Origin of the sequence: Streptomyces sp. NBC_01410 (assembly GCF_045040195.1) — a bacterium.
Lineage (GTDB): Bacteria > Actinomycetota > Actinomycetes > Streptomycetales > Streptomycetaceae > Streptomyces.
On the sequence record NZ_CP109530.1, the window covers coordinates 5,233,267 to 5,246,796 of the forward strand.

A 13,530-nucleotide genomic window follows, 5' to 3' on the forward strand; every position below is an offset into this window, starting at 1 on the left:
GTTTGAGAGGACAGAGAAGCTCCCATGGCGAAGATCCTGAAGTTCGACGAGGACGCCCGTCGCGCCCTCGAGCGCGGCGTCAACAAGCTTGCCGACACGGTCAAGGTGACGATCGGCCCCCGCGGCCGCAACGTCGTCATCGACAAGAAGTTCGGCGCCCCCACCATCACCAACGACGGTGTCACGATCGCCCGCGAGGTCGAGATCGAGGACCCGTACGAGAACCTCGGTGCCCAGCTGGTGAAGGAGGTGGCGACCAAGACCAACGACATCGCGGGTGACGGCACCACCACCGCCACCGTGCTGGCCCAGGCGCTGGTCCGCGAGGGCCTGCGCAATGTCGCCGCCGGCGCCTCCCCGGCCGCCCTGAAGAAGGGCATCGACGCCGCGGTCAAGGCCGTCTGCGACGAGCTGCTCGCGACCGCCCGTCCGATCGAGGACAAGGCCGACATCGCCGCTGTCGCCGCGCTCTCGGCGCAGGACCAGCAGGTCGGCGAGCTCATCGCCGAGGCCATGGACAAGGTCGGCAAGGACGGTGTCATCACCGTCGAGGAGTCCAACACCTTCGGTCTGGAGCTCGACTTCACCGAGGGCATGGCCTTCGACAAGGGTTACCTGTCCCCGTACATGGTGACCGACCAGGAGCGTATGGAGGCCGTCCTCGACGACCCGTACATCCTGATCAACCAGGGCAAGATCTCCTCCATCCAGGACATGCTGCCCCTCCTCGAAAAGGTCATCCAGGCCGGTGGCTCCAAGCCGCTCCTGATCATCGCCGAGGACGTCGAGGGCGAGGCGCTCTCGACCCTGGTCGTGAACAAGATCCGTGGCACCTTCAACGCCGTGGCCGTCAAGGCTCCCGGCTTCGGTGACCGCCGCAAGGCGATGCTCCAGGACATGGCCACCCTCACCGGTGCCACCGTCATCGCCGAGGAGGTCGGCCTCAAGCTCGACCAGGCCGGTCTGGACGTGCTGGGCAGCGCCCGCCGCGTGACGATCTCCAAGGACGACACCACCGTCGTCGACGGTGGCGGCAACCACGAGGACGTCGTCGGCCGCATCAACCAGATCAAGGCCGAGATCGAGTCCACGGACTCCGACTGGGACCGCGAGAAGCTCCAGGAGCGCCTCGCGAAGCTGGCCGGCGGCGTGTGCGTGATCAAGGTCGGCGCCGCCACCGAGGTGGAGCTGAAGGAGAAGAAGCACCGTCTGGAGGACGCCATCTCCGCGACCCGCGCCGCGGTCGAGGAGGGCATCGTCTCCGGTGGTGGCTCCGCGCTCGTCCACGCCGCCAAGGTGCTCGAGGGCGGCCTGGGCAAGGAGGGCGACGAGGCCACCGGTGTCGCGGTCGTCCGCCGCGCCGTCGTCGAGCCGCTGCGCTGGATCGCCGAGAACGCCGGTCTCGAGGGCTACGTCATCACCGCCAAGGTGGCGGAGCTGGAGGCCGGGCAGGGCTTCAACGCCGCGACCGGCGAGTACGGCGACCTGGTGAAGGCCGGCGTCATCGACCCGGTCAAGGTCACGCGCTCCGCTCTGGAGAACGCCGCGTCCATCGCCTCGCTGCTGCTCACGACCGAGACCCTGGTCGTCGAGAAGCCGGCCGAGGACGAGTCCGACGCAGGTCATGGGCACGGCCACGGCCACAGCCACTGACGTGTGACGTCGTACGAGGTGTGAAGGCCCCGGTTCCCGCCACTGGCGGGAACCGGGGCCTTCTCCGTTCCGGTCTGCGTCGTACCGGCGTCGGGCCAAGCGTGTGTGGCCTCAGCCGATGGCGCCGAGCTGGCGCATCAGGCCCATGAGGTCCTCGTGCCACCAGCCTTCCTGGATCTTGTCGTTCTTGAACCGGAAGATCGTGGTGCCGGTCATCGTGCACTGCCTGCCCGTGGGCGCGATCCCCATGAATTCGCCCTTGTGGGTGCCGGTCCAGGTCCACAGGGTCACGACGTCGTCGCCCTCGCAGATCTGCCGGTCGAGATCGAATGTGAAGTCGAAGGCGGCCCGCCACTGGCTGACATCGCGGCGGATTCCGTCGGACCCGACCACGGTTTCCTCTTCCTTGGCGACGTCGTGGTCGGCGTAGTCGGCCGCGAACAGCTCGTCGATGGCGTCGAGGTTGCCCCCGACGGCTACCTCGTGGAAGAACCGCCGGGAAGTTGCCTGGTTCAACTGCTCGTCGCGGACCACATCGAGGTCCGTGAAGGTGGGCATGCCGTCGCAGAGCGCCACCATCTCCTGGAAGATCCGGTCGGTCTCCGGAAGCTTGGAGTTCGCCATCGCCTCTTCGTACGAAGGGAATTCGACGATCTCGACGAGGTGGGAGCCATCGGTGCGGTCCTTGCCGATGAGACTGTGCGTCGCGGTCCGCTTGCCCTTGGTCTGTTCGACCCACTTGTCCATGAGCCGGTCCATCTCGTCGAACCGCTCGGTCTTGCAGTCGATTATCTGTACGAATTTCATCGCGTCTCCCGGTTCCACGGGTTGGGTGGGATACGTCCAGTTTAGTGAGATTTGGGGATAGTGCCGGTTCAGGCGGAGTGATTCAGGGTCCCCGGATGCACCGGGTCCGCGAAGGGCAGTCCGGCCGCGAACCTCTCCAGTTCGTCGAGGGCCCGGTCCGTCAAGCGGTGGAGTTCATTGCCCAGTGAGCCCGCGATGTGCGGGGTCAGCAGAACGTTCGGCAGGGTGTACAACGGCGAGTCGGCGGGCGGGACTTCGGGGTCGGTGACATCGAGTACGGCATGCAGTCGGCCCGACACCAGCTCCGCGAGCAGCGCCTGCTCGTCGATCAGCGAGCCGCGCGCGGTGTTGATCAGGGTCGCCCCGTCCGGCAGCAGCGCGAGGCGGCGCGCGTCGAGCATGTGGTGGGTGGCCGGGAGCTGCGGGGCGTGGATCGTGACGATGTCACTGCGGCCGCAGAGCTCGTCGAGGCCGGTGGGGACGACGCCCAGTGCGGCCGCCTCGGCTGCGGTGACGTACGGGTCGTGGAGCAGGACCTGCAGATCGAAGGGGCGCAGGAGCTCGATGACGCCACGGCCGATCCTGGATGCTCCGACGATACCCACCGTGCGGCGGTAGTTGCCCGCGCTGTCGAGTTCACGCCGCCAGTCGTAGCCGGCGCGCAGTTCCTCGTAGCGCTGCGCCGAGCGCAGGACGTGCTTGCCTGCGAAGAGGATCGCGGCCAGCGTGTACTCGGCGACGGGCAGGGCATTGGCCGCGGCGGCCGAGGCGACCGCGATGCCGCGCTCCCAGCAGGCGTCGGTGATGTGGTGCTTGACGGAGCCCGCCGCGTGCACGACCGCGCGCAGGCGCGGTGCCCGTTCGAGGACTTCGGGCGTCAGCGGGGTGGCGCCCCAGCAGGTGAACAGGACATCGGCCTCGGCCAGGGCGGTGGCGACGGCGGGCGTGGGGGCGGCGAGGTCGTGGGCGATCAGCCGCGGATCGCTGCGGGCGAGCGTGGCGAGGCGGTCGCGATGGCGGTCGGCGAACAGGCGCTCGGCGATGCCGGGGCCCATGGCGAGCAGGACGGCGGGGCGCTGCAGGGCATGCATCGTGAGGCGTTCCGTGGCGCGTTCGACGGGGACGGGGCGCTCGCCGGGGTCGTTCGCGGGGCGATGGTCGCTGGCGTGGTCCATGGTCGAACTCGAGCTCCTCGTATATCGCTTGAGGTCACTGGGCGAACGACGAGGCCGACGTGGCGGACTGCCGTACCACCGGCGAGAAGGAGCACAGGGCTCGCTTTCGCCGCGACTCCCGGGGCCGCCGTCCGCATCCGCCGGCCGGACGGCAGCCGCCGCACCCTTGCCGGGGCCCCTACTGCGGACCGTACTTCCGGCCTGTCCTGGACGTGACCCCGCCGATCAGCCGGCGCGGCGCCAGCTTCACCACACCCATCAGCGCCTTGTAGCGGGGGTCCGGAATCGACAGCGACTTGCCGCGTGCCAGATCCGCCAGCGCGGCCGCCACCAGCTTGTCCGCGTCGAGCCACATCCACCGGGGGATGTTGTCGGTGCCCATTCCGGCCCGCTCATGGAATTCGGTGCGTACGAAACCGGGGCAGAGCGCCATCAGCCGCACCCCCGACCCCGCCAGATCCCGCGCGGCACCCTGCGTGAACTGCACGACCCACGCCTTCGACGCGCCATAGGTCCCGCGCGGCACGAACGCGGCCACCGATGCCACATTCACCACGCCGCCCCGCCCGCGCTCCCGCATCGCCCCGGTCGCCGCCGACGTGAGCCGCAGCACCGCCTCGCAGTGCACCTTCAGCATCGTCAACTCATCGGCCATGGACACTTCCAGAAAGCGCCCCTTGTTTCCGAAGCCGGCGTTGTTGACCAGCAGATCCACCGGATCCGTGCGGTGGGCCAGCCGCTTCTCGACCGCCGCGATGCCCTCGTCCTGCGACAGGTCGGCGGTCAGCACCTCCGCCTCGATGCCGTGCCGGTCGTGCAGTTCGGTGGCCTGCTCCTGCAGCCGCGCGGTGTCGCGGGCCACCAGCACCAGGTTGTGTCCCTCGGCCGCGAGCCGCCGCGCGAACGCGGCGCCGATCCCCGCGGTCGCTCCCGTAATCAGTGCAGTCGTCATAGGCGGCACGTTAGTGCCCCGTGTTCGGGCGCGGCGTACGCGTCCACCGTGCCCGCCGCGCCCGGAAACCGGCGCTACGCGCTCTGCTTCGCGACGTACTCCCGTGCGGCCCTGAGCAGTTCGGGGTGGAGCGCGTCGCCCGCCGCAAGCACCTTGGGCAGCAGGGTCCGCTCGGTGGTCTCGGCCCGGAACGCCATGTGGACCGTCACCTCGTGGTCCGGCCGGTGCACGATCTCGATCGGGTCGCCCGCGCGGATCTCGCCGGGCTCGACGACCCGCAGATACGCGCCGGGCGCGCCCTGCCGGGTGAAGCGCTTGACCCAGCCCTTCTCGCCCAGCCAGCTCGCGAACGTACGACACGGAATGCGGCTGCTCGTCACTTCGAGCACCAGCTCGTCGCCGATCCGCCATCGCTCGCCGATCTTCGCCCCGCTCACATCGAGCCCGCTCGTGGTGAGGTTCTCGCCGAACGCGCCGTTGCCGAGGGGCCGCCCCAACTCCCGCTCCCAGAAGTCGAGATCCTCACGCGCGAACGCGTACACCGCCTGGTCGGTGCCGCCGTGGTGGCGCAGGTCGCAGACCGCGTCCCCCGCGACACCGCCGGCGCCCTCGCCCTTGGGGCCGGGGTCGCTCACCCGCACGGCTCCCTCCACCGGCTGTTTGTCGATGCCGGTCGCGCCGCCCGGTGTGTCGGTGTACTCGACGATCTTCGGCCGGCCCACATTCACGGTCAGAAGCTTCATGGACAACACGCTAACCCCCACTCCCAAAGGAACAAATCAGAAAGAAGGCTCCCCTCCAAGCCTCCCTTATATTCGGAGGGTGATCGAAGCCCGTCATCTGAGAGTTCTGCGCGCCGTGGCCGCCACCGGCTCGTTCTCCGCGGCCGCGCGCCGGCTCGGCTGCACCCAGCCGGCCGTCAGCCAGCAGATGAAGGCACTCGAAGCATCCGCGGGCACCCCGCTGCTGGTCCGTACGGGTCGTGAGACGCGGCTGACCCAGGCGGGTGAAGTTCTCGTACGCCACGCCTCGGGCATCCTCGCCGGGCTGACCGCCGCCGAGGAGGAGATCGCCGCCATCGCGGGTCTGCGGGCGGGCCGAGTGCGGCTCGTGTCGTTCCCCAGCGGCAGTTCCACGCTCGTACCGACCGCGCTCGCCGCGCTGCGCGCGGCCCATCCGGGCACCCGGGTCTCGCTCGTCGAGGCGGAGCCGCCGCGTTCGGTGGAGATGCTGCGGGAGGGCGACTGCGATGTGGCGCTCGCCTTCCGGTACGGCTCTGCGGCCGCGGAATGGGACGACCTGGTCGTCCGCCCCCTGCTCGCGGACCGCCTCATCGGCCTTGTCCCCGAGGGCCACCGGCTGGCCGGCGCCGATTCCGTGGCCATCGCGGATCTCGCGGACGAGTCCTGGATCGCTGGGTGTCCGCGCTGTCGCCGCCAGCTCGTCGAGGTCTGTGAGGAGGCCGGATTCACGCCCCGGATCGACTTCGCCACCGACGACCATCCGGCCGTGATCGGCCTGGTCGCCGCCGGTCTCGGCGTGGCGGTGCTGCCCGGACTCGCGATGGAGTCCGTACGGCTGAAGGGTGCACGGACCGTCACCGTGGAGCCGTCCGTCCAGCGCGAGATCGTCGCGCTCACGCTGCCGGACCTGGCCCAGGTACCTGCGGTCGCCGCCACGCTCGATCAGCTCGCGCTGGCCGCACCCCGCTGACCGGACCACCCCCGCCGGAGAGCCGGACGGGGGTGGTGCAGGAACGTTTCTTCGAGGTTCTCCCAGCGCGGACTGTCAGCTCCGCGCCGGTCCTCCCACGCTGGTCGCCGGGATCAGGCGATGTCGCGCACGCCCCATCAGCTCCTCCCGCTCGTCCTCCGTCAGTCCACCCCACACGCCGTACGGCTCCCGCACCGCCAGCGCGTGCGCCGCGCACTCCGCTCGTACCGGGCACCTCATGCAGACCTCTTTCGCCGAGTTCTCGCGCGCACTTCGTGCGGCTCCCCGCTCGCCCTCGGGGTGGAAGAAGAGCGAACTGTCCACCCCGCGGCAGGCTGCGAGGAGCTGCCAGTCCCACAAATCGGCGTTGGGTCCGGGAAGGCGGGAGAAATCTGCCATAGCGCATGTCCCCTTGAAACCGTACTGAGTGGATACAGGTCAGGTAGCGCACGAGCGGGATGCGGGCAGGATCCGAAGCGGGATCCGAGCCGTATCCGGCACCCGTCCGGCACCCGCGTGTGCCTCACGACCGTACATCTACTGTGTAAGTAGATGTAAATATGACTCATTGCGAATCTAGCTACAGACACCGCAAAAAGGGAAGAAAAGCAGCTAAATGGGGCATAGGTTCCAGGTGAAACGCTCCATCACCTGCAGTGCTCTCCTCCGCGCACGCCCCCTCACATAGAGTGCTGAAGGCGGAAGTCCGACCCGTAACTCTTTCGAGTGACCGTCGTTGAGAGTGCGGAGGCGGTTGAAAGAACAAGCGCTAGGGCACATGTCCGAGAGCGTTCAACCGCACAGGTGACGAAACGTACCCAGCCTGGAGGCTCAAGGTGACGCGCATCAGCTGCGGAGGGCGGCCATGACATCCGTCCTCGTCTGCGACGACTCCCCGCTTGCCCGAGAGGCGCTCCGCCGGGCGGTTGCGACCGTACCCGGCGTCGAGCGCGTGACGACCGCGGCCAACGGCGAGGAAGTGCTCCGCCGCTGGGGCGCCGACCGCTCGGACCTGATTCTGATGGACGTACGCATGCCCGGACTCGGCGGTGTCGAGACCGTCCGCCGGCTGCTGTCCGCCGACCCGGGCGCCCGGATCATCATGCTGACCGTCGCCGAGGACCTGGACGGTGTCGCGCTCGCGGTCGCCGCCGGTGCCCGCGGCTATCTGCACAAGGACGCATCGCGGGCCGAACTGCGGGCCACGGTCACCCAGGCGCTCGCCGACCCGACCTGGCGGCTCGCCCCGCGGCGGCTTCGCTCGGCCGAAATGGGCGCGGCACCCACCCTCACCGCGCGTGAGATCCAGGTGCTCGAAGGCATGAGTCACGGCCGGTCGAACGCCGAGATCGGCCGGGAGCTCTTCCTCTCGGAAGACACCGTGAAGACCCACGCCAGGCGGCTTTTCAAGAAGCTCGGCGCCTCGGACCGGGCGCACGCCGTCGCGCTCGGATTCCGCTGGGGCCTGGTCCGCTAGGCGGACGGGTGGGCTGTCGCGAGGGCACGATGAACCCCGCCCGCCGCCGGGTGGGCGGGGCGACGGATGACCGCGGGCATCCGTTTCCCTCGCGATGCCGCATCCTTGAGGGGTGGAGTTCCTCGGGGACGAGTCGGTCGAGCGGGAGGGGAGGGCGCAGGAGATGAGTTCCGGCGCACCTGCTCATAACGCTTCGGTGCACAACATTGGACGCAGTGCCACGGATGCTCAGCCGCCAAGGCACCATGGACCGATGCGCGACGACGAGACCACGGTGATCGGTGCACTCGTTCACCGTGCCGTCGATGGCGACGAGCAGGCTACGCACGATCTTCTGGCGTGCGTCCATCCGCTCGCACTTCGCTACTGCCGCACCCGGCTCAGCCGGCTGCCCGGCGATGCGCGTCATTTCGTGGAGGACCTCGCTCAAGAGGTCTGCGTCGCGGTTCTGATGGCGCTGCCGCGCTACAAGGACACCGGAAGGCCCTTCGAGGCCTTCGTCTTCGCCATCGCGTCGCACAAGGTCGCCGATCTACAGCGGGCCGCCATGCGGCATCCGGGATCGACGGCGGTGCCCTCCGACGAGATGCCCGAGCGGCCCGACGACTCCCTCGGTCCCGAGGAGCGCGCGCTGCTCAGCGACGACGCCGAATGGGCCAAGAGGCTCCTCGCCAACCTTCCGGAGAACCAGCGCGAGCTGCTGGTGCTGCGGGTCGCGGTCGGGCTGACCGCAGAGGAGACCGGGCAGATGCTGGGCATGTCACCCGGCGCGGTACGGGTCGCGCAGCACCGCGCTCTCAGCCGGTTGCGCGCCCTGGCCGAACAGTGAGCCGAGCGGTGAGTCGTACGGCATCTCGCGCACGTATGAACACACAAAGCTGTTCGACGATCTTGATCGTGGAATGAGACGGCTTCCGGGCCCGTTAGCATGGACATCCGCACCGATCAAGGCCATTTGGGGAAGGTGTCATGACCAACGTCGACGGAGTGCCCGATAAATTCGCGACACTCGGGCTGACCTACGACGATGTGCTGCTGTTGCCGGGTGCTTCGGAAGTACTTCCGAACGCGGTCGACACCTCGTCCCGTGTCTCCAGGAACGTCCGGGTGAACATCCCGCTGCTCTCCGCGGCGATGGACAAGGTCACCGAATCGCGGATGGCGATCGCCATGGCGCGCCAGGGCGGTGTGGGCGTGCTGCACCGCAATCTGTCCATCGAGGACCAGGTGAACCAGGTCGACCTGGTCAAGCGTTCCGAGTCCGGAATGGTCACCGACCCGATCACGGTGCATCCCGATGCCACGCTCGCCGAGGCCGACGCCCTGTGCGCCAAGTTCCGTATCAGCGGCGTGCCGGTCACCGACGCCGCGGGCAAGCTGCTCGGCATCGTCACCAACCGCGACATGGCTTTCGAGACCGTCCGTACGCGCCAGGTGCGCGAGGTCATGACCCCGATGCCGCTGGTCACCGGCAAGGTCGGCATCTCCGGCGTGGACGCCATGGAGCTGCTGCGCCGCCACAAGATCGAGAAGCTTCCACTGGTCGACGACGCGGGCATCCTCAAGGGCCTGATCACGGTCAAGGACTTCGTGAAGGCCGAGCAGTACCCCCATGCGGCGAAGGACTCCGAGGGCCGTCTGCTCGTCGGCGCGGCGGTGGGTGCCAGCCCGGAGGCTCTGGAGCGGGCCCAGGCGCTGGCCGGGGCGGGCGTCGACTTCCTCATCGTCGACACCTCGCACGGGCACAACAGCAACGCCCTCAACTGGATGGCGAAGATCAAGTCGAGCGTGGGCGTCGACGTCATCGGCGGCAATGTGGCGACCCGTGACGGTGCCCAGGCCCTGATCGACGCAGGTGTTGACGGCGTCAAGGTCGGTGTCGGCCCCGGCTCCATCTGTACGACCCGAGTGGTCGCCGGTATCGGTGTCCCGCAGGTCACGGCGATCTACGAGGCGGCGCTGGCCGCGCGGGCAGCGGGCGTTCCGGTCATCGGCGACGGCGGACTGCAGTACTCCGGCGACATCGGCAAGGCGCTCGCCGCCGGCGCCGACACCGTCATGCTGGGCAGTCTCCTCGCGGGCTGCGAGGAGTCCCCGGGCGAGCTGCTCTTCATCAACGGCAAGCAGTTCAAGTCCTACCGCGGCATGGGTTCGCTCGGCGCCATGCAGTCGCGCGGCCAGGGCCGCTCGTACTCCAAGGACCGCTACTTCCAGGCCGAGGTGGCCTCCGACGACAAGCTCGTCCCCGAGGGCATCGAGGGCCAGGTGCCCTACCGCGGCCCGCTGTCGGCGGTGCTCCACCAGCTGGTCGGCGGTCTGCGCCAGACCATGGGCTACGTCGGGGCGGCCGCCATCGACGAGATGGAGAGCAAGGGCCGCTTCGTGCGGATCACTTCGGCGGGGCTCAAGGAGAGCCACCCGCACGACATCCAGATGACGGTCGAGGCGCCGAACTACAGCAGGAAGTAGTCCACGCGTGCTCAGGGGCGGTCCCGGGGATTCCCGGGACCGCCCCTGACGTGTGCGTCGGGGATACTGGTAGGCGCAGACGTAGAGGGAGAGGCCACACATCGTGACTGAGATCGAGATCGGGCGCGGCAAGCGCGGCCGCCGGGCGTACGCGTTCGATGACATCGCCGTCGTACCGAGCCGGCGCACCCGGGACCCGAAGGAGGTCTCGATCGCCTGGCAGATCGACGCCTACCGCTTCGAGCTGCCCTTCCTGGCCGCTCCGATGGACTCGGTGGTCTCCCCGCAGACCGCGATCCGCATCGGTGAGCTGGGCGGTCTGGGCGTACTGAACCTCGAAGGCCTGTGGACCCGCTACGAGGACCCGCAGCCGCTGCTCGACGAGATCTCCGAGCTGGACGAGGCCGCCGCGACCCGTCGTCTGCAGGAGATCTACGAAGCCCCGATCAAGGAGGAGCTGATCGGGCAGCGGATCAAGGAGGTGCGCGACTCGGGTGTGGTGACCGCCGCCGCGCTCTCGCCGCAGCGCACCGCGCAGTTCTCCAAGGCCGTTGTGGACGCCGGTGTGGACATCTTCGTCATCCGCGGTACGACGGTCTCGGCCGAGCACGTCTCGGGCGCGGCCGAGCCGCTGAACCTGAAGCAGTTCATCTACGAGCTCGACGTGCCGGTCATCGTGGGCGGCTGCGCCACGTACACGGCCGCGCTGCATCTGATGCGTACGGGCGCCGCGGGCGTCCTGGTCGGCTTCGGCGGCGGCGCCGCGCACACCACGCGCAATGTCCTGGGCATCCAGGTCCCGATGGCGACGGCGGTGGCCGATGTGGCCGCGGCCCGCCGGGACTACATGGACGAGTCCGGCGGCCGGTATGTGCATGTCATCGCGGACGGTGGCGTGGGCTGGTCCGGCGACCTGCCGAAGGCGATCGCGTGCGGCGCGGACGCCGTGATGATCGGCTCCCCGCTCGCCCGCGCGACGGACGCGCCGGGCCGCGGGCACCACTGGGGCATGGAGGCGGTCCACGAGGACGTGCCGCGCGGCAAGCTGGTGGACCTGGGCATCGTGGGCACGACCGAGGAGGTCCTCACCGGTCCCTCGCACAGCCCCGACGGTTCGATGAACTTCTTCGGCGCGCTGCGCCGGGCGATGGCGACGACGGGCTACAGCGAGCTCAAGGAGTTCCAGCGCGTCGAGGTGACGGTGGCCGACTCGCAGCACCGCCGCTGAATCCGCCGCGTACGAAAGGGGCCCCGCACCGGGTGGTGCGGGGCCCCTCTCCGTTTGCCCGGATCAGCCGCCGGCTCTTAGCCGTTGGCCTTCTTGGCGCCACCGAACGCGGCGACGGCGCCGATGGCGAGGAAGACGTACGTCATGCCGTCCGCCGACTTGCTCCACGCGTCGGTCAGCAGACCGAACTGGTCGATGAAGACGTCCAGGAAGGCGGCGTCCGTCAGCTTGGTGACGACGACAGCGCCCCCTATCAACTGACCCACGTACACGGCGGGGAGCGCGAGCAGCGCGCTGACGACGGGCAGCGCGGGGTTGCGGCCGCCGGCCTTGGCGGCGGCGAAGCCGATGAGGAAGCCGACGCCGATGGCCGCGTAGCCGATCTCGCGCTCGATGGCACCGCTGAGGGCGCCGTACGCACCCGCGCCGACCAGTGCGGCGACGACGGCGACGAGGATGCCGATGCCGACGTTGTCACGGACGGGCGCGGCAGGCGGAGTTGGGGCGTACGGGGCGGCGTCGCCGCCGGCGAACGGGTTGCCGGACGGCGGTGGAACAGGCTGGCTCATCTGGAATTTCCCCCCAGGGACGGATGCCTCGCACGAGTGTGCGGGCGGAGATCCCGGAGACTAGCAGTCCGGTAGGACAGTTCGGCACTGCGTTATCGAGCTGTTGGAATGCGGCTGTTGGGGGCTCAGAGGCGGTGTGCGGCCCCGGCCGGGGTGGCTCCCCTTGTGTCCAGGAGGAGTTGGGCCTTGACGGCCAGTCCCTGCAGGTCGTACGTGCGGTGGTGCTGGAGCAGCACCGTCAGATCCGCGCTGGCGGCGGCCTCGTAGAGCGAGTCCGCGCGGGGGACCGGGAGTTCGTGAACCCGCCAGTCGGGGATGTACGGGTCGTGGTAGCTGACGCTCGCCCCCAGGTCCATCAGGCGGCGGGCGATCTCGGTGGCCGGGGAGGCCTCCAGGTCGGGGAGGTCCGGCTTGTAGGTGATGCCGAGGAGCAGCACGCGCGCGCCGCGGGCCGATTTGCCGTGTTCGTTGAGGAGCGTGGCGCAGCGCTGGATGACGTAATGCGGCATACGGGTGTTGATTTCCTGGGCGAGGCCGACCATCCGCAGGGGGTGGCCCGAGCCGTGGCCGGGGGGCGGGACGAGGCCCGGGTCCAGCGGGACGCCGTGGCCGCCGACGCCAGGACCAGGGCGGAAGGCCTGGAAGCCGAAGGGCTTGGTTTCGGCGCAGCGGATGACGTCCCAGAGGTCGACGCCCAGGTCGTGGCAGAGCACGGCCATCTCGTTGACCAGGGCGATGTTGACGTGGCGGAAGTTCGTTTCGAGGACCTTGACGGTCTCGGCCTCGCGCGGTCCGCGCGCGCGGACGACCTTGTCGGTGAGGCGTCCGTAGAAGGCGGCGGCCGATTCGGTGCACGCGGGGGTGAGGCCGCCGATGACCTTGGGGGTGTTGGCGTAGCCATGAGTGCGACTGCCCGGGTCGACCCGGCTGGGGGAGTACGCGAGATGGAAGTCGCGGCCGGCGCGCAGCCCGGAGCCCTCTTCGAGGATCGGGCGGAGGAACGTCTCCGTGGTGCCGGGCTGGACGGCCGATTCGAGCAGCACGGTGGTGTGCGGGCGCAGCCGCGCGGCGAGTGCACGGGCGGACTCGGCGAGGGCGGTGAGATCGAGGGCCCCGTCGGCTCCGGGAGGGGTGGGGGCACAGATGACGGCCGTGCGTACGCGTCCGAGATCGGCCGGGTCCGTGACGGTCCGGAAGCCTCCGGCGAACATGCGGCGGATGTCGGCCGGAGTGCATCCCGCCGCAGGCTCGGGCAGCCGGCGTGGATCGGTGTCATAGCCGATGGTCTCGATGCCGACGGCTACGGCGGCCTGGGCGAGGGGCAGGCCGAGATGACCGAGTCCGATGACGGCGAGATCTGCGGGCATGGCGTGGGCCGTCCTTCCCTATAAGCCGCGGGGACATTGAGCGCAAGCCCTGTGGGCAGAACGGGCAGGCGCAATGTCACACTAGGCGTAAATATGACCGATATGCCGCATTGTGCGCTC

The 13,530-nt window shown here is 69.3% G+C and carries 13 protein-coding genes; 6 read left to right on the forward strand and 7 right to left on the reverse strand.

Going from position 1 to position 13,530, the window contains the following annotated elements; translation table 11 throughout:
- The first annotated feature begins 24 nt into the window (after positions 1 to 24).
- Positions 25 to 1,653: a chaperonin GroEL gene (groL, locus tag OG741_RS24245; protein WP_405601164.1), complete on the forward strand. Its 1,629-nt coding sequence runs from the start codon at positions 25 to 27 to the stop codon at positions 1,651 to 1,653.
- Between the two features lie 111 nt (positions 1,654 to 1,764).
- On the opposite strand, the gene OG741_RS24250 is transcribed toward groL, so the two are convergent.
- From OG741_RS24250 to OG741_RS24265, 4 genes are all read right to left on the reverse strand, one after another.
- Positions 1,765 to 2,460 (reverse strand): ester cyclase, encoded by a 696-nt coding sequence (locus OG741_RS24250; protein ID WP_266486655.1) that lies wholly within the window; start codon positions 2,458 to 2,460, stop codon positions 1,765 to 1,767.
- A gap of 68 nt (positions 2,461 to 2,528) precedes the next feature.
- Entirely contained in the window at positions 2,529 to 3,551 is a 1,023-nt protein-coding gene (locus tag OG741_RS24255) for a hydroxyacid dehydrogenase (RefSeq protein ID WP_405605739.1), read from the reverse strand.
- A 262-nt stretch (positions 3,552 to 3,813) separates the two neighbouring features.
- Positions 3,814 to 4,587, reverse strand: coding sequence for an SDR family NAD(P)-dependent oxidoreductase (locus OG741_RS24260; RefSeq protein ID WP_405601166.1), 774 nt, complete (start codon positions 4,585 to 4,587; stop codon positions 3,814 to 3,816).
- A gap of 74 nt (positions 4,588 to 4,661) precedes the next feature.
- Positions 4,662 to 5,330 carry an MOSC domain-containing protein gene (locus tag OG741_RS24265; protein ID WP_405601169.1) on the reverse strand — a complete coding sequence of 223 codons (669 nt, stop codon included), beginning with the start codon at positions 5,328 to 5,330 and terminating at the stop codon, positions 4,662 to 4,664.
- A gap of 79 nt (positions 5,331 to 5,409) precedes the next feature.
- Here OG741_RS24265 and OG741_RS24270 point away from each other — a divergent pair, with 79 nt between their 5' ends.
- Positions 5,410 to 6,300 carry a LysR family transcriptional regulator gene (locus OG741_RS24270; RefSeq protein WP_405601172.1) on the forward strand — a complete coding sequence of 297 codons (891 nt, stop codon included), beginning with the start codon at positions 5,410 to 5,412 and terminating at the stop codon, positions 6,298 to 6,300.
- 75 nt (positions 6,301 to 6,375) lie between these two features.
- On the opposite strand, the gene OG741_RS24275 is transcribed toward OG741_RS24270, so the two are convergent.
- Positions 6,376 to 6,699, reverse strand: coding sequence for a WhiB family transcriptional regulator (locus tag OG741_RS24275; RefSeq protein WP_266486659.1), 324 nt, complete (start codon positions 6,697 to 6,699; stop codon positions 6,376 to 6,378).
- Positions 6,700 to 7,165: 466 nt separating this feature from the next.
- On the opposite strand from OG741_RS24275, the gene OG741_RS24280 reads away from it, so the two are divergent.
- The 4 genes from OG741_RS24280 (at position 7,166) to OG741_RS24295 (ending at position 11,474) form a co-directional block, all read left to right on the forward strand.
- Entirely contained in the window at positions 7,166 to 7,777 is a 612-nt protein-coding gene (locus tag OG741_RS24280) for a response regulator transcription factor (protein WP_003948568.1), read from the forward strand.
- Positions 7,778 to 8,030: 253 nt separating this feature from the next.
- Complete coding sequence (locus OG741_RS24285) at positions 8,031 to 8,606, forward strand: sigma-70 family RNA polymerase sigma factor (protein WP_266486661.1); 576 nt, start codon at positions 8,031 to 8,033, stop codon at positions 8,604 to 8,606.
- Between the two features lie 140 nt (positions 8,607 to 8,746).
- A complete protein-coding gene (guaB, locus tag OG741_RS24290; protein WP_266486662.1) occupies positions 8,747 to 10,246 on the forward strand; it encodes an IMP dehydrogenase in 1,500 nt (499 codons plus the stop codon).
- A 103-nt stretch (positions 10,247 to 10,349) separates the two neighbouring features.
- A complete protein-coding gene (locus tag OG741_RS24295) occupies positions 10,350 to 11,474 on the forward strand; it encodes a GuaB3 family IMP dehydrogenase-related protein (RefSeq protein WP_405601176.1) in 1,125 nt (374 codons plus the stop codon).
- 77 nt (positions 11,475 to 11,551) lie between these two features.
- Here OG741_RS24295 and OG741_RS24300 read toward each other — a convergent pair whose 3' ends face one another.
- Positions 11,552 to 12,043, reverse strand: a complete 492-nt coding sequence (locus OG741_RS24300) for a hypothetical protein (protein ID WP_405601178.1) — start codon at positions 12,041 to 12,043, stop codon at positions 11,552 to 11,554.
- A gap of 125 nt (positions 12,044 to 12,168) precedes the next feature.
- A complete protein-coding gene (locus OG741_RS24305) occupies positions 12,169 to 13,410 on the reverse strand; it encodes a nucleotide sugar dehydrogenase (protein ID WP_405601180.1) in 1,242 nt (413 codons plus the stop codon).
- Between the last annotated feature and the right edge of the window lie 120 nt (positions 13,411 to 13,530).